General features: G+C 57.8%; 18 protein-coding genes. 6 read left to right on the top strand and 12 right to left on the bottom strand.

Features of this window, described 5'->3' with window-relative positions; translation table 11 throughout:
- Positions 1–28: 28 nt before the first annotated feature.
- Together Q1K07_RS21245 and Q1K07_RS02215 are read left to right on the top strand one after the other, a co-directional pair.
- Positions 29–316: a DUF1127 domain-containing protein gene (locus Q1K07_RS21245; protein ID WP_366945014.1), complete on the top strand. Its 288-nt coding sequence runs from the start codon at positions 29–31 to the stop codon at positions 314–316.
- A 104-nt stretch (positions 317–420) separates the two neighbouring features.
- Positions 421–1,350, top strand: coding sequence for a PhzF family phenazine biosynthesis protein (locus tag Q1K07_RS02215; protein ID WP_300307148.1), 930 nt, complete (start codon positions 421–423; stop codon positions 1,348–1,350).
- Between the two features lie 161 nt (positions 1,351–1,511).
- On the opposite strand, the gene Q1K07_RS02210 is transcribed toward Q1K07_RS02215, so the two are convergent.
- The 6 genes from Q1K07_RS02210 to Q1K07_RS02185 all read right to left on the bottom strand — a co-directional run bounded on the left by Q1K07_RS02210 (position 1,512) and on the right by Q1K07_RS02185 (position 6,663).
- Positions 1,512–2,300 (bottom strand): SDR family oxidoreductase, encoded by a 789-nt coding sequence (locus Q1K07_RS02210; protein ID WP_300307146.1) that lies wholly within the window; start codon positions 2,298–2,300, stop codon positions 1,512–1,514.
- Positions 2,301–2,318: 18 nt separating this feature from the next.
- The gene (locus Q1K07_RS02205) at positions 2,319–3,017 is read right to left on the bottom strand and encodes an SDR family oxidoreductase (protein WP_300307143.1); all 699 of its coding nucleotides are present in this window, start codon (positions 3,015–3,017) and stop codon (positions 2,319–2,321) included.
- A gap of 78 nt (positions 3,018–3,095) precedes the next feature.
- Positions 3,096–4,607 carry a tripartite tricarboxylate transporter permease gene (locus Q1K07_RS02200; RefSeq protein WP_300307141.1) on the bottom strand — a complete coding sequence of 504 codons (1,512 nt, stop codon included), beginning with the start codon at positions 4,605–4,607 and terminating at the stop codon, positions 3,096–3,098.
- Positions 4,604–5,077 (bottom strand): tripartite tricarboxylate transporter TctB family protein, encoded by a 474-nt coding sequence (locus Q1K07_RS02195; protein ID WP_300307138.1) that lies wholly within the window; start codon positions 5,075–5,077, stop codon positions 4,604–4,606. The genes Q1K07_RS02200 and Q1K07_RS02195 overlap by 4 nt, the downstream gene beginning before the upstream one ends.
- A gap of 12 nt (positions 5,078–5,089) precedes the next feature.
- Positions 5,090–6,064: a tripartite tricarboxylate transporter substrate binding protein gene (locus tag Q1K07_RS02190; RefSeq protein WP_300307135.1), complete on the bottom strand. Its 975-nt coding sequence runs from the start codon at positions 6,062–6,064 to the stop codon at positions 5,090–5,092.
- Positions 6,065–6,138: 74 nt separating this feature from the next.
- The gene (locus tag Q1K07_RS02185; protein WP_300307132.1) at positions 6,139–6,663 is read right to left on the bottom strand and encodes a 2,4'-dihydroxyacetophenone dioxygenase family protein; all 525 of its coding nucleotides are present in this window, start codon (positions 6,661–6,663) and stop codon (positions 6,139–6,141) included.
- A 125-nt stretch (positions 6,664–6,788) separates the two neighbouring features.
- Here Q1K07_RS02185 and Q1K07_RS02180 point away from each other — a divergent pair, with 125 nt between their 5' ends.
- The 3 genes from Q1K07_RS02180 to bla all read left to right on the top strand — a co-directional run bounded on the left by Q1K07_RS02180 (position 6,789) and on the right by bla (position 9,219).
- The gene (locus Q1K07_RS02180) at positions 6,789–7,565 is read left to right on the top strand and encodes an IclR family transcriptional regulator (protein ID WP_300307129.1); all 777 of its coding nucleotides are present in this window, start codon (positions 6,789–6,791) and stop codon (positions 7,563–7,565) included.
- A gap of 171 nt (positions 7,566–7,736) precedes the next feature.
- Positions 7,737–8,147, top strand: a complete 411-nt coding sequence (locus Q1K07_RS02175; protein ID WP_300307126.1) for a hypothetical protein — start codon at positions 7,737–7,739, stop codon at positions 8,145–8,147.
- 241 nt (positions 8,148–8,388) lie between these two features.
- Positions 8,389–9,219 carry a class A beta-lactamase gene (gene bla, locus Q1K07_RS02170; protein ID WP_300307817.1) on the top strand — a complete coding sequence of 277 codons (831 nt, stop codon included), beginning with the start codon at positions 8,389–8,391 and terminating at the stop codon, positions 9,217–9,219.
- A gap of 81 nt (positions 9,220–9,300) precedes the next feature.
- On the opposite strand, the gene maiA is transcribed toward bla, so the two are convergent.
- The 3 genes from maiA to hmgA form a co-directional block, all read right to left on the bottom strand.
- A complete protein-coding gene (gene maiA, locus Q1K07_RS02165; protein WP_300307123.1) occupies positions 9,301–9,939 on the bottom strand; it encodes a maleylacetoacetate isomerase in 639 nt (212 codons plus the stop codon).
- 64 nt (positions 9,940–10,003) lie between these two features.
- Positions 10,004–11,020, bottom strand: a complete 1,017-nt coding sequence (locus Q1K07_RS02160) for a fumarylacetoacetate hydrolase family protein (RefSeq protein ID WP_300307120.1) — start codon at positions 11,018–11,020, stop codon at positions 10,004–10,006.
- A 51-nt stretch (positions 11,021–11,071) separates the two neighbouring features.
- On the bottom strand, positions 11,072–12,379 hold the full coding sequence (hmgA, locus tag Q1K07_RS02155; RefSeq protein ID WP_300307814.1) for a homogentisate 1,2-dioxygenase: 1,308 nt from the start codon (positions 12,377–12,379) through the stop codon (positions 11,072–11,074).
- A 595-nt stretch (positions 12,380–12,974) separates the two neighbouring features.
- On the opposite strand from hmgA, the gene Q1K07_RS02150 reads away from it, so the two are divergent.
- Complete coding sequence (locus Q1K07_RS02150) at positions 12,975–13,520, top strand: MarR family winged helix-turn-helix transcriptional regulator (protein ID WP_300307118.1); 546 nt, start codon at positions 12,975–12,977, stop codon at positions 13,518–13,520.
- Between the two features lie 127 nt (positions 13,521–13,647).
- Here the strand turns inward: Q1K07_RS02150 and Q1K07_RS02145 are convergent, their stop codons facing one another.
- From Q1K07_RS02145 to Q1K07_RS02135, 3 genes are all read right to left on the bottom strand, one after another.
- Positions 13,648–14,037: a Rieske 2Fe-2S domain-containing protein gene (locus Q1K07_RS02145; protein WP_300307115.1), complete on the bottom strand. Its 390-nt coding sequence runs from the start codon at positions 14,035–14,037 to the stop codon at positions 13,648–13,650.
- A gap of 10 nt (positions 14,038–14,047) precedes the next feature.
- Positions 14,048–14,884, bottom strand: a complete 837-nt coding sequence (locus Q1K07_RS02140) for an IclR family transcriptional regulator (protein ID WP_300307112.1) — start codon at positions 14,882–14,884, stop codon at positions 14,048–14,050.
- A gap of 163 nt (positions 14,885–15,047) precedes the next feature.
- Positions 15,048–16,397, bottom strand: coding sequence for a nucleobase:cation symporter-2 family protein (locus Q1K07_RS02135; RefSeq protein WP_300307108.1), 1,350 nt, complete (start codon positions 16,395–16,397; stop codon positions 15,048–15,050).
- Positions 16,398–16,524 lie beyond the last annotated feature (127 nt).

Genomic DNA, 16,524 nt, shown 5'->3' with positions numbered 1-16,524 from the left:
TTTGGCGTGATGCTATGCAAAGCGCCAAATGGCATTGCCAACGGCGCCATTAGAGGAAAGACAAGATACCTATTGCCGAGGATGGAGGTCAGTCATGCGCTTTCTGAAAAGGTGGTACGAACGGCTGTCACGGTGCGCCTGCAGGCGCCAGCGCTATCGGAGGCACTGGCATCATCTCAGCCAGTTGGATGACCACCTGCTGAGAGACATTGGCTTGGACAGGCAACAGATACAGCGAGGATGGAGAGCGCTCGAGCTCCCCCAAGGTGAAGAGACTTTGCCGAACAGAAAGTCCCACTGTCACGATATGGCATAAAGTTACTGTTCCTCTCTATGCTGATCAGCATTGTGTCTTGTTTTTCAACAAAGCGAAGTAAAGCAATAGCAACACGAATTTTATCTCTCAACAGGAGCCAGACCATGCCGTTGTCACTCACGCGTTACTACCTGCTTGATGTGTTTACCGCCAAACCTTTTACCGGCAACCAGCTGGCGGTATTCCTTGATGCTGACGGTATCGAGGCAGAACAGATGCAGGCTATCGCGAACGAGCTGAACCTGGCAGAAACCGTATTTGTCGGTAAAGCCAGCAGCGAGCGGCATTTTCCTGTGCGCATCTTTACCCCTTATCGTGAGCTTCCGTTTGCTGGACATCCCACGGTAGGCACGGCACACCTGCTGGCCGCCCAGGGCCTGGTCAACAAGAACGACATTACGGCAGAAACTCCGCTGGTGTTGGACATGGGAGCCGGCCCAGTGGAAATCACCTTCGAAGGTGAACTGGCCAGGTTCAAGGTGACCCGGCCGGCGGAGATTGCAGCCAGTTCCCTTGGGCAGGCCAGTGCCGCAGAAGTTGCCGGTCTCGAGCTAAGCGATATCCAGTCCGATCCGGTATTGGCCTCCTGCGGGTTGCCATTCCACCTTGTCCCCCTGGCTTCAGTGCATGCGCTCGAGCGCCTCAACCTCGACTCTGAAGCCTGGGCGGCTCACATCACTCCCAGTGGTGTGGATCAGGCGTATTTCTTTGTCGATCAGGGCCATACCATTGAAGCGCGCATGTTTTGCTTCGATAGCGGCAACTTCATTGAAGATCCCGCCACAGGGAGTGCTGCCGCGGCCTTGGCGGGATATCTGGGCAATACCCTGAAGGAGCCTTCTGCCAAGGGTAAGCGCTACAAGCACTCTCGAGCAGACCGCAACGAGTGGCGCATCACCCAAGGCGAAGTCATGGGGCGCATCAGCGAAATTCGTGCCCGAGCCAGCCTTGATGATGCTGACAGTGTCGTGGTGGAGATTGCCGGTGAAGCGGTACTGATGGGTGAGGGCGGGCTATATCCTCGATATAGCTGAGTTCGGTCAGAGCACTGTGATGTAGCGTCCCTTGTGGTCTCTGGCGTCAGTCATACCGTAAACCAGTGAGCACCACCAGGCCTGCATCCCTGTGGTGCGCACTGCAAGCCTGTCTGCACTTGGTAGGTTCAAGGGCTGGGTTAATAGGTCCGAGGGGTTGTTCAATAGGTGCCAGGGTAGCCGCCACCATCGAGCAGGATGTTCTGGCCGGTCATGAACCCGGCATGCTGGCTGCACAGGAACGCACAGAAGGCTCCAAACTCATCGGCAGTGCCAAAGCGGCGGGCAGGAATACCTTGAAGCCGGGCTTGGGTAACTTTCTCCAGGGTGGAACCTGACACAGTGGCTTCAGCATTTAACGCATGACTCAGCCGTTCCGTGTCGAACGGACCTGGCAGCAGGTTGTTGATGGTGACATTGCTGCTTGCCAGTTGCGGTTGGCGCGCGAGTCCGGCAACGAATCCTGTCAGGCCGCTACGAGCGCCGTTGGATAGACCAAGTACTTCAATGGGCGCCTTGACGGCGCCAGAGGTGATGTTGACCACTCGACCAAAACCACGCTTGGCCATGGCATCAACCGTGGCCTTGATCAGCTCGATTGGCGTCAACATGTTGGCATCCACCGCCTTGATCCAGTCTTCACGTGTCCAGTCTCGAAAGTCTCCAGGCGGAGGGCCGCCATTGTTGTTGACCAGGATATCGACCTGTGGACAGGCGTCGAGCACTTCGGCACGCACTTTCTCGCGACCAATGTCACCGGCCACGGCGACCACGCTTATCTGGTCATTGAGTGCTTTCAGTTCCTGGGCCGTTGCTTCCAGAGCATCAGCACTACGCGCATTGATGACCAGGTTGACCCCTTCGCTGGCCAGAGCCCGAGCACAACCCTTGCCAAGTCCCTTGCTGGCGGCACAGACAACCGCCCAACGTCCGGAAATATGAAGATCCATGATGATGACTCCTTATCATCAGCGAGCAGCATAGCCACCGTCGACCGGTAGTATGGCGCCGGTCACGAACTGTGCGCCAGCGGAGGCGAGGAACAGCGCCGGTCCTGCCAGGTCTTCGGGGGTTCCCCAGCGGCCCATTGGCGTGCGCTCAATCAGCTCGCGGGAACGTTCAGGGTCCTGGTTCAAGGCTGCGGTCAGCTCTGTCGCGATCCAGCCGGGGGCCAAGGCATTGACGCGAATGCCATCATCGGCCCAGGCAATGGCCAGTGAGCGGGTCAGTTGGGTGACCCCTCCCTTGGATGCTGAATAGGCAGGAACAAAGCCACTGCCGAAGTACGACAGCATCGAGGCAGTATTGATGATGCAGCCCTTGGCTGCCTTCAAGGCGAGATGAGCGGCCTGGCAGCAGCGTTGTGTGCCATTGAGGTTGATATCGATGACCTCGGCAAACCCCTGCGGTGTGAACTCCGCTCCGCCCCGGCGAATGATGCCTGCGCAGTTGACCAGAACATCGATCCTGGTAAAGCGAGCAAAGAACGTACTGACGGCCTGTTCGTTGCGCACATCCAACTGGTGTCGGGTCGCTGGGAAATCCAGCTTCATGTCTTCTACTGGTTCGATACCGGTGACTTGTACATCGGTATTTTCGACCGCAAATGCTTTGGCAATGGCTCGGCCGATGCCGGTACTGCCGCCTATTACGATAACAGTGTTCATCGAGTGTCTCTGTCAGCTGTTGTCTTGGGGGAAGTGACGGTCAAGAGAGTGGTTCGGTGAGTGCGTTTCGGGGGAACATCATGGTGAGCTGGAGCGAGCGACATGTGATGCGCGGCGAATGGACCAGCAGGAGGAAAGCAGGATGCTCAGCCAGGCCAGCAGCGCCAATGTGCCCAGGCCGATGGCAATGGGACGGTCCAGCAGCATGGTCAGATCGCCATTGGCCTTGATCATCGAGCGCAGGAAATTGCTTTCTATGATCGGACCAAGAATGACCGCCAGAATCATCGGCCCAATGGGGAACCTGTTCTCGGCCAGCACATAGGCCACCAGACCGAGGATGAGCATGATGGCGACATCCAGCATGCTGTTGTTGTTGGCGTAGGCCCCTACGATGCAGAACAGCAGGATCAGTGGATAGAGCACCGCGGATGGCACCGCCAGGATATGGCGAGCACTGCGTACAGCCAGCAAGCCAAGGGGCAGCAGCAATAGGTTGGCGAGCAGGAAGATGATGAAGATGGCATAGACCAGTACGGTATCAGTGGTGAACACATCTGGGCCAGGTGTGATGCCCTTCATCATCAGCACGCCAATGATGATGGCGGTGATGGTATCGCCGGGAATGCCAAAGACCAGTGCCGGGATGTAGGCGCCAGACAGCGCCGCGTTGTTGGCTGAGCTGGCCGACACCAGACCTTCAGGGTGGCCGGTACCGAATTTTTCTGGTGTTTTCGAGACCTTGCGTGCCAGTGCATAGCTGATCCAGGACGCAATATCGGCTCCTGCACCGGGCAATGCACCGATCAAGGTGCCCAGTACACCACTGCGTGCAACGCCTCCCTTGTATCGCCATGTGATGCCGGCAACTCCTGCGAACGGCTTTTGCACCGGAGGTGGCGTTGGCATGCTCAGCTTGCCGACTTCCGGCAGGCGCCGCAGTAGCTCGGCGATGGCGAACAGGCCGATCAAGACCGGCAGGATCGAAATACCATTGAGCAATTCTGGAATGCCGAAGGTAAAGCGCATCTGGCCTGAAGCCGAACTGAGGCCGACCATGGAAATGAGTAATCCCAGCAGCATGGAGATGGCGCCCTTCAGCGGGTCGGCTCCCGACACGAGTACTGCACAGGACAGGCCCAGTAGTGCCAGCCAGAAATACTCGTCACTGGTGAACTGGATGGCAAAGTCGGCCACCAGAGGGGCAAAGAAGGCCAGAATGGCCACGCCGATCACTCCCCCCAGCACTGAGCACAGTAGATTGATCCCCAGGGCCTGCCCAATGTGTCCCTGACGCCCCATCAGATAGGCTTCGTCGGTATAAGCGGCAGAAGCTGGGGTTCCTGGGATGCGGAGTAGAGCGCCAGGAATATCGCCGGCGACGATCGCCATGGCCGTAGCCGATACGATGGCGCCAATGGCGGGAAGAGGGTCCATGAAGAAGGTCAGCGGTACCAGCAGAGCGGTAGCGGTGGTGGCGGTCAGGCCTGGAATGGCTCCGATGAACAGTCCAAACACTGACGCTGCTAACACCACGAGAAGCACTTGCCAGTCGAACACCATGCCCAGGGCGGATTGTAGTTCCATCATCCGTAGATCACCTCTTCGAGGAAGCCCAGTGACAATGGCACTCGCAGCAGCTCGACAAAGGTCAGCCAGATCAGCAGGGTGGCGATAAGTGCCGTGCTGGTGGCGAGTCGCCAGCGTCCACCGGAAAGCCAGCCGATCATTGCCGTGAGCATGGCCACTGACATCAGCGGAAAACCGAGCACTGGCGTCAGCAATATGTAGCCGAGAGTGGCGGCAACCAACGCAGCGATGCATAACAGCACGTGTGAAACCGGTATGGCCGATTGCCAGTGAAACAGGGCTTCACGCCGTTGCCAGCCGCGCAGAGCAAGCACCACACCGAACAGGACCAGCAGCAGGCCGATCAGTGTGGGAAAGGTGCCTGCGCCATATTCCTGACGTGGCATGGAAGGGAAATCACGTGAGGCCCAGACGGTGACGGTGCCGAGCAGCACCATCAATACGCCGAACACCAGATCGTTGATGCGCATGGTGGCCTCCGGCTACTGTGCCAGCCCCAGCTTGTCAATGATCTCTCCATTGGTGGCGTCGGCTTCACTCATGAAGTTGGCGAAGTCCTCGGGGCCCATCCACTGCGTTCCGAAGCCGCTTTGTTGCATGAAGGACTGATACTCTTCGGATTCGTAGACCTTCTGGGCCGCCTCGGCAAGCGTCTTGACGACATCGTCGGGCATCCCCGCAGGTCCTGCCAGGCCACGCCAGGTGCCCGCTGCCCAGGACTGGCCGGTGACCTCTTCGGCAGTGGGAATGTCGGGAAAGGCATCGATGCGTTCATCAGAGAATACCGCCAGAGTGTCGACGCGTCCTGCCTGACGCATGGATTCTGATTCCGGTAGCGAGGAGAACACGAAATCGACGCCGCCGGCAGCCAATTCCTGAAGTCCTGGCGCAGCGCCTTCACTAGGAACGAGGGCTACGCTGTTGGGGTCAATGCCCTGCTGGTCGAGAAAACCAGCGAAGGCCAGGTGGTAAGCTGCGCCTGGCGCCGAGCCCGACACGGTGTATTTCTCAGGGTTTTCCTTGATGGCCTGCAGTGCCGCATCGAGAGAATCCCAACCGGACTCACTGCTGACATTGAAGGCCGCCGAATCGAAGTTGACCAAGGCGATAGGCGTCAGATCCTCCCAGGAGATGGGGGCAGTTCCAATATGTCGGTAGGTCGTGATTTCGGCGGTAGGCAGGCCCAGGGTATAGCCATCCGGTTTGGCCAGGGTCATGGCCGTGTGCCCAACCACGCCTGCACCACCGGTGCGGTTGACGACGTTGACCTGCTGTCCCAGCTCCTTTTCCAGGCCACTGGCAAGCTGACGTGCGACAGCATCAGTACCGCCACCGGCGGACCAGGGCACGATCAATTGGATGGGCTTTTCCGGGTAGGCAGCGTGAGCCGCCATCGTCGATAGCGTGAGAGCCAGCAGACTGCCGCTGAGTGTCAGGCGGAGTGGGTCCGGGCGCATGAGCGTGCTCCTTGTCATTGTTGTCGTTTGTTGTTTTCGCTTGTCGTGCTTGGTGTCAGGGAAGGGAGAGCGACTCAGCGGATGAACTGATCGACATAGTCCCGGCCCAGGCCACAGCTCTCGTAATGCTTGCGGCACATGTCGATTTTGGTGAAGACGTCCTCGAACCCCAGATGCTTGCCCCAGGGATCGACGTAATACATCACGCCATTGACCTGGAAGAGCGTGATCATTTCCTCGACATCATCATCCACCACCAGTGTGTGAGTCTCGCCTGGCGGTTCGTAGACATAGCTGCCTTCGCTGGCAACCCAGTCGTGTTCCAGATAGCGCCAGCGACCCTTGAGCACCACGCCGTGCACAGGGTTGGGGTGCCGATGACGGCTGAGTACTCCGGATTTGCGCACGCGCAGCAGATTGACCCAGTAGCCCTGAGAAGTGTTGAGACACAGCGGGCGGAAGTCGACGTTCTCTGCCTGTGGTACCCAGATTCGCTCGTCTTCGGGAATGGCATGAGGCACGACGATCTCGGCCGCTGCCTCGGCGGGCTGTGCATATTGGTAGGGCATGCGCTGATGTTGTTCTTGAGTATGTGGCATCTTTTCCTCTGTCCATAATGTGGACATTAGATTCATAATATGGACAATAAAAAACTATGCCACTCCCGCAAGGGCGTCAAACCAGGGCAGTGGATTGCTTTATTAGACATTCGTCGGGAGCGGCCATGAGCGAAGATACCGATTCCACCTCCAGAGCCTCTGGCGTGCAGGGGGCTGCCGCCGTTATCAAGGGGCTTCGCCTACTGCAGGTCATTCCCGAGCTTGGCGCGGAAGCGTCACCGAGGAACATTCAAAACCGTCTTGGATTGCCGAGGCCAACGGTGTACCGCCTTCTCAATACGCTCGAGCAGGAAGGCTTCATAGAACGCAACCCGCTCGGTGGCGAGTATGTGCTGGGTCGTCAGTTGATTCATCTGGCGCAACAGTCGTTGTCACGTAGCAGCCTGCGTGAGCGAGTGCGAGGTGTCATGCAACGGGTGAGCAGCGAGACTGGCGAGACCGTGCACTTTGGCGTGCCCTATGGCTGCCACATGACCTTTATCGACAAGGTCGAGTCGGTGGAGGCCGTACGTATGGCCTCCTACGTCGGCATGCCGGTGCCGATGCACTCCACCTCAGTGGGCAAGGCCTATCTCGCGGCTCTGGACGACGAGGCGCGAGAGCAGTACCTGAAGCAACTGAAGCTGGAGTCGGTCACGGCAAAGACGATTACCGATCTCGATGGTCTGCGCCGGGAGCTGGCGCTCACCCGCCAGCGGGGGCACTCGCTGGATGATGAAGAAAATGAGCTGGGCATCATCTGCTTCGGCCATGCGGTATATGGCGTCGATGGCCGTGCTGCTGGCGCGATCAGCGTCAGTGTGCCGCGCTACCGCCTGAACGATGAGACGGCCGAGCATATTGTTCAGACCATGCGTCGACATCTGGCGCTGCTTGGATGATGGGATGTCGAACCTGAAGAGCAAAGGCCTTATCAAGTCTGCATATAAACAATAAGCACCACAACGAGCGGGATTGTTGTCTACTTTATCTACAGCCATATCTGCAGCCGGGTATATCAATCGCTAGTATCAGCCATCGAACGTAACGCTTGTCGTGAAGCAGGGAGCACTATGAATCGTTATCTATTGGGCTTTAGTGCAGGTTTTCTCGCGGTGCTGTGTTTCCACCAGCCGGTGGTGGGGCTATTGCATGCCTATGGGGTGGTCCCTTTCGCGCCATATTCGACACAAGCCGTGGCGCCGTTGGGAGTGCCTGCCTGGTTCTCGGCTAGCTTCTGGGGAGGAGTCTGGGGGCTGGTCATGATTGCCATCTGTTCTGCACGGAAGGTGAATATTCTCAGTTGGTGGCAGTCCGGACTGTTTGGTGGCATTGCCCTGACGCTGGTGGCCATGCTGGTGGTATTTCCGCTCAAGGGGCGTGGGATCAACCTGGCCATCTTCCCCATCGGTTTCCTGGTCAATGGTGCCTGGGGGCTGGGAACCTGGGTATTGCTGCGTGCTTGGCAACCTGCCGGGAAGTAATGTATTTCAGAATATCGTTTTATGTGATGCTGTCGCGACAAGCCTGCACAGAGGGTTCGGGTGGTCGGGGTAGTGTCTTTTCCATGGAATCTGATCGTGTGAGAAAGGTCGGCGGATGACCACTGACGCTTTTCGTACAGGATCTAGCTTTTTGCAGCAAAAGGAGGTTGTTGTGCAGCGTTCATTCACGCGGCGGGAATTCATGCAGATATCGGGTGCGCTGGTGGCGGCCGGTGCGCTAATGGCAACGGGTGTACCTTTGGCGTGGGCTGAAGATGATGAGCTGTCTCGGGCTCTGGAGGACACCGAAGCGCGGCTTGGTGCTCGGTTGGGCGCTTCGATCCTTGATACGGAAACAGGAAACCTCTGGCAGCACCGCAATGGTGAACGTTTTCCGTTGAACAGCACTTTCAAGACGCTGGCCAGTGCGGCGGTGTTGGCGCGAGTCGATGCAGGTGAAGAGGACCTGGAGCGGCGGATCACCTTTGCCGAGAGTGACCTTGTGGACTGGTCTCCAGTGACAGAAAAGCATGTCGGTGACGAGGGCATGACCCTTGGGGAGCTATGTCAGGCGGCGTTGCAATGGAGTGACAACAGCGCGGCAAACCTGGTGCTGGATGCCATCGGTGGCCCTCAAGGCTTGACCGAATACATGCGTACTCTTGGTGATGACGTGACGCGTCTCGATCGCTGGGAAACCGAGCTCAACGAGGGCACGCCGGGCGATCCTCGAGATACGTCGACACCAGAGGCCATGTGCCAGAGCCTGCAGAAGATATTGCTTGGTGATGCACTATCAGCAGAGTCCCGTCAGCAACTGGAAGACTGGATGCTGGGCGACAAGGTGGCGGATGACCTGCTGCGCGCTGCGATCCCTCAGGACTGGCGCATTGCCGACAAGACCGGCGCGGGAGGATATGGCTCCCGCAACATCATTGCGGTGATATGGCCGCCGCAGCGCCAGCCTGTTATCGCGGCCATCTATCTCACTGAGACCGAAGCCAGCATGGAAGAGAGCAATGCCGCTATCGCCGATATTGGGCGGGCGTTGGTGCAAGTCATCACGGAGTAAGGCTGATGTTCGGCCTGGGTTGAAAGTGCAGGGTACGGAATAGCCCGTACCCCAGGACTGATGCCAGCGACTGAAAGATATTCAGTTGGCATCAACTTGAGCTTCCGGCGCTGCCTTGGCAAAGGCGGGCAGTGCTCGGGCACGTGCGGCAATGGCTTGAATTCTAGGGTAAGGAACTAGGTCGCACTTGAAACGCTCGGCGTTGAACACCTGAGGCACCAGGCAGGCATCGGCCAGCGTCGGGCTACTCCCATGACAGAAATCCCCACTATGGCCATCGTTCAGCATGGCTTCCAGGGCGTCGAAGCCGGTAGCGACCCAGTGGCGATACCAAGCCAGTTTCTCCTCTTCGGACACACCCAGCTCACCGGTCAGGTGCTTGAGCACCCGCAGGTTGTTGAGTGGGTGAATCTCGCAGGCAATGACCTGGGCCAGGGCCCGCACTCGGGCGCGCCCTTCCAGATCGCTCGGCAGGATGGCTGGAGTCGGATAGCGCTCTTCCAGATATTCGCAAATCGCCAGCGACTGGTTCAGGGCATGCCCTTCATCTGTCACCAGTGTTGGCACCAGGCCTTGGGGGTTGCGCGCCAGATTGGCATTCGTGCGCTGCTCCCCTTTGACCAGGTTGACGGGAAGCTGGTCAAGCTCCAGCCCCTTGAGGTTGGCGACGATGCGTACGCGATAAGCCGCTGATGAGCGGAAGTAGCCGTACAGTTGCATGCAATGTGGCTCCCTCTGAATGAAGCATACCGCCCTGGACAAGATGAAGGGGCGGCCATATGCGTCAGGCCTTGTACTCGACCACTTTCTGGTCGATCGCACCAAAGATGCTGTTGCCATCACGGTCGAACATCTCGATGCGAACTTTGTCGCCAAAGTGCATGAAGGGTGTTTTCACCTGGCCATGCAGGATCTGTTCGACCATGCGCACTTCTGCCAGACAGCTGTAGCCGACACCACCATCAACCACCGGCTTGCCGGGGCCGCCATCGGCATCAGGGTTGGATACCGTGCCCGAGCCAATAATGGCTCCGGCTCCCAGGTAGCGAGTCCTTGCGGCATGGGCCACCAACTGCGGGAAGTTGAAGACCATGTCCGGGCCGGCTTCCGGCTCACCGAATTTTTCGCCGTTCAGGTGTACGGTCAGCGGAAGGTGCACACGACCATCCTTCCAGGCATCTCCTAGCTCGTCCGGTGTCACGCAGATCGGTGAAAAGCTGGAGGCAGGCTTGGCCTGAAAGAAACCGAAACCCTTGGCCAACTCGCCAGGGATCAGCCCACGTAGACTGACATCATTGACCAGCATGACCAGCTTGATATGGCTGGCGGCCTGTTCGGGAGTCACCGCCATGGGCACGTCATCGGTGATCACGGCGATTTCGCCTTCGAAGTCGATGCCATGTTCCTCGCTGACAGCTTCGATATCGTCCTGGGGAGCTAGAAAGCGATCGCCTCCACCCTGATACATCAAAGGGTCGGTCCAGAACGTCTCCGGCATCTGAGCATTACGTGCCTGGCGTACCAGCTGTACATGGTTGAGGTAAGCCGATCCATCGGCCCAGTGATGAGTGCGCGGCAGCGGCGAATGCAGAGTGCTCTGGTCGAGGGCAAAGGCCCCTTCGGCACTACCGTTGTTCAGCGCTTGATAGACGTCGTCCAGGCGCGGCGCCAGCTTGTCCCAGTTCTCGATGGCCTGTTGCAGGGTGGTCGCGATCTGCGGCACGCGTACCGCCTGGCTCAGGTCGCGAGATACGACGATGAGTTCGCCATCACGGCCACTCTTCAGAGATGCGAGCTTCATACGGAAATCCTTGTTCAGGGAAGTTTGTTCAGAGAAGTTGTTATGTAGTGGTTAACGTTGGCCAGGATTGAAGTGGGACTTCAGGCCCTGCCATACATCGACGTAATTGCGCTGACGGAAATCGGCTTCCAGTGCCTGTTCAGTAGGATGGAAGACATAACGACTCTCGAACATGAAGGCCAGGGTAGCCTCTTGATATTGTGGTGCCAGTTTCGCTTCGCTGGCCTTCTCGAAGGTGCTGGCATCGGGGCCATGAGGTGACATGCAGTTGTGCAGGCTGGCGCCACCGGGGGTGAAACCTTCGGCCTTGGCATCATATTCGCCATGGATCAGCCCCATGAACTCGCTCATCAGATTGCGATGAAAGTAAGGCGGGCGGAAGGTCTTTTCGGCCACCATCCACCGCGGCGGGAAGATGACGAAGTCGACGTTGGCCATGCCTGGCGTGTCGGAGGCGGAAGTCAGCACGGTGAAGATCGATGGATCCGGGTGATCGAAGCTCACCGTGTTGATGGTATTGAAGTTGGCCAGGTCGTATTTATAAGGCGCGTAATTTCCGTGCCAGGCGACGACATCCAGGGGCGAGTGGTCGAGACTGGTCGTCCACAGACGACCAGAGAACTTGGCGACCAGTTCGAAGTTACCCTGAAGGTCTTCATAGGCGGCGACCGGGCTCAGGAAATCGCGTGGGTTGGCCAGACCATTGGCACCAATGGGGCCTAGGCCGGGGAGTTCCAAAGGATTGCCATAGTTTTCGCAGATATAGCCTCGGGCGCTGTCGTGACCGTCAGCCAGACGCACCTGGAATTTGATGCCGCGCGGGATGACAACGATCTCGCCATTGCTGGCCTCCAGGGTGCCTAACTCAGTCCGGACGAGCAGCGTACCCAGTTGCGGCACGATCAGTAATTCCCCGTCGGCATTGTAGAAGAAGCGCTCGGTCATGCTCTTGTTGCAGGCATAGACATGCACGCCGCAGCCGGTCTGGTTTGCGGCATCGCCATTGACAGCAATGGTAGTGAGGCCGTCGATGAAATCGGCAGGTGCTTGCGGCAGCGGCACAGGGTCCCAGCGCATCTGGTTGGGGTCGGCAGCAGGCTTTACCAATGGCGAGGTGGCCAGTCCGCCGTTGTTGAGTGGACGATAGGCGCTTTGGGCTACGGACGGACGAATGCGATACAGCCAGCTGCGCAGGTTATGGTGACGTGGTGCTGTGAAGGCCGATCCTGTTAGCTGCTCTGCATAAAGGCCGTAGGCACAACGCTGAGGAGAATTCTGCCCCTCAGGCAAAGCACCGGGTAATGCTTCGCTGGCGAAGTGATTGCGGAAGCCGGATTGGTACTCGAGTTCAGACATGATGGATTCCTCAGCAGGAAGCTGATCGGCATGTGATGCAGATTGTTTGATCAAGAGGCCTCCAGAAGCAGAGCGAGGCCATGTCACTGTCATCAGAATAGTTGTTGATGAAACTAATTGTCTAGTCGGGCCATGGCAAAGAACAGTGGCGTGCTGATAAAAGGTGATGATTATATATATTTATCAAACAGTTAGAGCACGGTTAGACATAGGTCTAGCAAGGCAGAGACGTTATTTGTAGTGTGTTATTAAGGTTTTGATAAAAAAGACTTTGTTGTGATGATGGATAGAGTGGCTTATGTGGAAGAGTGATAGGAAAGCAGCAGAGGAAAACAAGAAATCAGGTTGATATCTTCACCTTTCTTGCCATGATGAAAGTTTCAATAGAGACTAATGTGCTGGTGGGTCCAGGCTGATTCTATAGTGGCTGGTAGCTACGGCCTGTCGCAATATCAGAGATCATCTTGTCGTCAATCCTGTTGTTTCCCCTCTTACTTATAGAGGGGCACTGAACGTTGCTGGTGTTGATGTTCCCCGGTATCGTGCTGTTTTTGCCGCATTTGCTCTATTGCTGTCAGAGCATGACTCGGAGTTGCCCATGGCCAGGAAAGAGCCGTCATCGAATGCCAAGCCGGAACTGAACCTGGAGCAGTTTCTGCCTTATCGGCTCAACAGCCTGGCCGACCGTGCCAGCCAGGCGTTGGCTCGTGAGTACGCCGAGCGTCATCAGCTCAGTGTCGCCCAATGGCGAGTGCTGGCCTGGTTATCCTATCTCGATGAGTTGACGGCCAAGCAGATCTGTCAGGCTACGCGCATGGACAAGGCGCGAATTTCCCGGGCAGTGCAGTCTCTGGAGGATCGAGGATTGATCCAGCGTACGCCGTCGGCACGAGATCAGCGGGTCCATGACCTATGTTTGACAGAAGAAGGTAAGATGCTGTTGACCAGATTGATACCGGAGGCTCGCCAGTGGGAATCCGATCTGGTGGCCACCCTCAGCGTTGGTGAATATCGCGACTTGCTCAATTTGATGGACAAGCTGGAGCGACAGCTCGACCGTCTGGAGCAGGCAGATGGGTCTCGGCCACAGGATCGTTCCGATGACCGGGTAGAAATGTCTGGGAGCGATAGTCCAGCGGAGTAGTCGCTCGGGGAGCCTGGGAAGTTTCTGGCCAGTGCTCTTTTCAAGAGACACCGTTTCACAAAAAACCGATTCATCATGTGAACCGGTTCTTGCGCTTGTGAATGTGCCATCGCTGGAGCATGGCGCCTCATTCCCCGATCAACAACCAGCCTTCATCATCCTCGACGACTGGCACAGGATCTAGAGCTTCACCTGTTGAGGGTCCGGAGATACATGCGCCGCTATGTACCTGAAAGGTTGCCTGATGGGCGGTACAGATCAACAGGGAGGCATCCTGGCTCAGCACCTTGTCGCCGCGGCCATCCAGTGGCAGATATTGATGGGGGCAAGCGTTCACGTAGCTGTATAGCCTGCCTTCGTGGCTGCGTACCATGAGTAACGGGAAACGACCGTTTACGCTTTCGACACTGACGCAACGGCTTTTACCTGGGGTGATCTCACATGCCTTCAAAATCCTGGTGCCAGAGGGCGGCGCACTGCGATAGCTGCGCCAGGCATGATTCGCCACCTGATTCATGACGTAGCCCTCACGGCCGGAAGTTGCTGGCGTCAGGGATGCGACCACCCAGCAGAGCGGTGATCTCGGCGGCTGTTTCACGGATCAGTTCTCCGAGCCCGGCCAGGCGAGTATCGGGGATACGGGCCACCGGGCCAGAGACAGAAATGGCTGCCAGCGGAATGCCGTGCTCATCATGAATACAGGCAGCAACACAGTGCAGGCCAATAGCATGTTCTTCGCGGTCGCAGGCGTAACCATGTTGGCGGATTTCCGCCATGGCCTGGCGCAAGGCGGCAGGGGTGCTCAGCGTATTGGGGGTTACCTGGTCCAGGCCGCGCTCGGCCAGCACTCTCTCCAGTTCGTCGTCAGGCAGCCAGGCCATCAATGCCTTGCCGACGCCAGAGGCATGCAATGGAGCGCGTGAACCCAGGCGTGTGATCATGCGCATCATCTGGGGGGATTCGCTTTGAGCCAGAAAGACCGCTGTTGCCCCATCGCGCACGCCGAGGTTGGCGGTTTCTCCCGTGAGGTGAGTGAGCCGACGCAGGAAGGGACGGCTGGCACCGACAAAGTCCCGCGCTTCCAGGAAGCTATTGCCTATGCGGAAGGTCTTCACGTCGATGCGCCACAGGCCAAGGGCTTCGTCCTGGGTGATGAAACCTTGGCTTTGCAGGGCTTGCAGCAGCCGGTGAGTCGTTGAAGGAGCCAGGTCCGCCTGTTCAGCGACATCCGACAGTGCCAGGCCTCCGGGATGTGCAGCGAGAAGTTCAAGCAGGTTGAGTCCGCGTACCAGAGATTGGCTGTGCCCTGCATTGGACTTGCCTGATGCCGGGCGTCCGGCCGTTCTGCGTTTGCCTTCCGTCACCTCATGCTCTCCGTAATACGGCTGGATATATCAGCGTTTAAGCATACCTGCTGAGGGTGCTGCTGTCGCGTTTTCGGAAAACTATTCCACGAAAGTTGATAGTGGCAGTAAAACGGCCTGTTCATGGAGCAGGCCGTTTGTGTCACGCGTGATAGTGTACGGCTTAGATACTATCGCGGAATTCTCGGTCGCGCTGGGGCAGTATCAGGTTGAGGACGATAGCGGCGATGGCGCCAGGGATCAGGCCAGACTCGATGATAGCTTTGACATTGTCACTGAATCCGGCATAAAGCCCTTCTTGCGCTGGCAGGCCGATTGCCATGGACAAGGCGACACCGATGATCACCATGTTGCGCTTGTTGAATTCGATATGAGACAGCATCTTGATGCCGGCACTGGCGATCATGCCGAACATGATGACCACTGCGCCGCCAAGCACAGCATTGGGAATACTGGAGATAATGGCGCCGAGTTTGGGCACCAGGCCAGCCAGCAGCAGGAAGAGGCCGCCAATGGCGACGACATAACGACTGACCACTCCGGTCAGGGCCACCATACCGACATTCTGGCTGAAGCTGATCTGGGGAAAGGCGTTGAAGATGGCGGCGAACACGCTGGCCAGGCCATCGGCCATGACCCCGCCGGACAGTTCCTTGGCAGTGGGCTCTCTATCAAGGCCGCCGGCCGTGGTGCCGACGATATCACCGATAGATTCGGCACAGGTAACGATCGCCAGCAGAACGACAGGGATGATGGCGGCAAGATGAAACTCCAGGCCAATGTACATCGGTACTGGCAGCGATAACCAGCTGGCATCGCCGATGCGATCGAAGCTGATGTAACCGAAGGCGCTTGCAGCTGCATAGCCAGCAACCAGACCAATCAATGGTGCGGTTTCCGACCAGATGCCACGTCCGAACTGGTGCAGGCCAAGGGTGACGACCAGGACCAGTGCACCAAGCAGGAGGTTATGTGTCGCTCCGAAGTCTGCTGCACCGAAGCCTCCTCCCCAGTAGGCCAGACCTACTGGCATCAACAGAACACCGAGCATGACGACGAAGGTGCCGGTGACCACCGGGGGGAACAGGAAGCGGAAGATAGGCAAGAACAAGCCAACCAGGGCCATGGCAATGCCGCCGCATAGTGCTGCACCAAGTGCAGCGGGCAAGCCCATGCCAACAGCGATGGGAATCAATACCGGCACAAAGCCGAAGCTGGTACCCATGACGATAGGCAGGCGCGCACCAATGGGGCCAAGTCCGAGGGACTGTACCAAGGTCGCGACACCCGCCACGAACATGGCCGCTTGAATCATGAAGGCGGTTTGGTCTGGAGGAAGGTCAGCTGCGCCAGCGATGATGATGGGAACAGTGACGTTACCCACGAACATCGCCAGCACGTGCTGCAGACCGAGAGGAATGGCTCGGGTGAGCGGCGGCATGGCATTGACGTCATGGGTACTGCGTACTCGGCGTTCTTCTGCGCTCTCAGTGGTCGACTCGTTGGTTGGCATGGCAGGGTTCTCCTGTTGTCGTTATAGAAACCCCGGAGACCGTGTGCTGTGCTCGTCCGGTCCTTCCGGTGCGAACTCCAGTGGTCACGGTGACCGTATGAAATAATGAGGTGCCGCTCTACTGTCT

This window comes from Halomonas sp., assembly GCF_029263665.1.
Lineage (GTDB): Bacteria > Pseudomonadota > Gammaproteobacteria > Pseudomonadales > Halomonadaceae > Halomonas.
The sequence above is the reverse complement of the archived record's forward strand: the minus strand, read 5'-3'. Positions and strand labels throughout refer to the sequence as shown.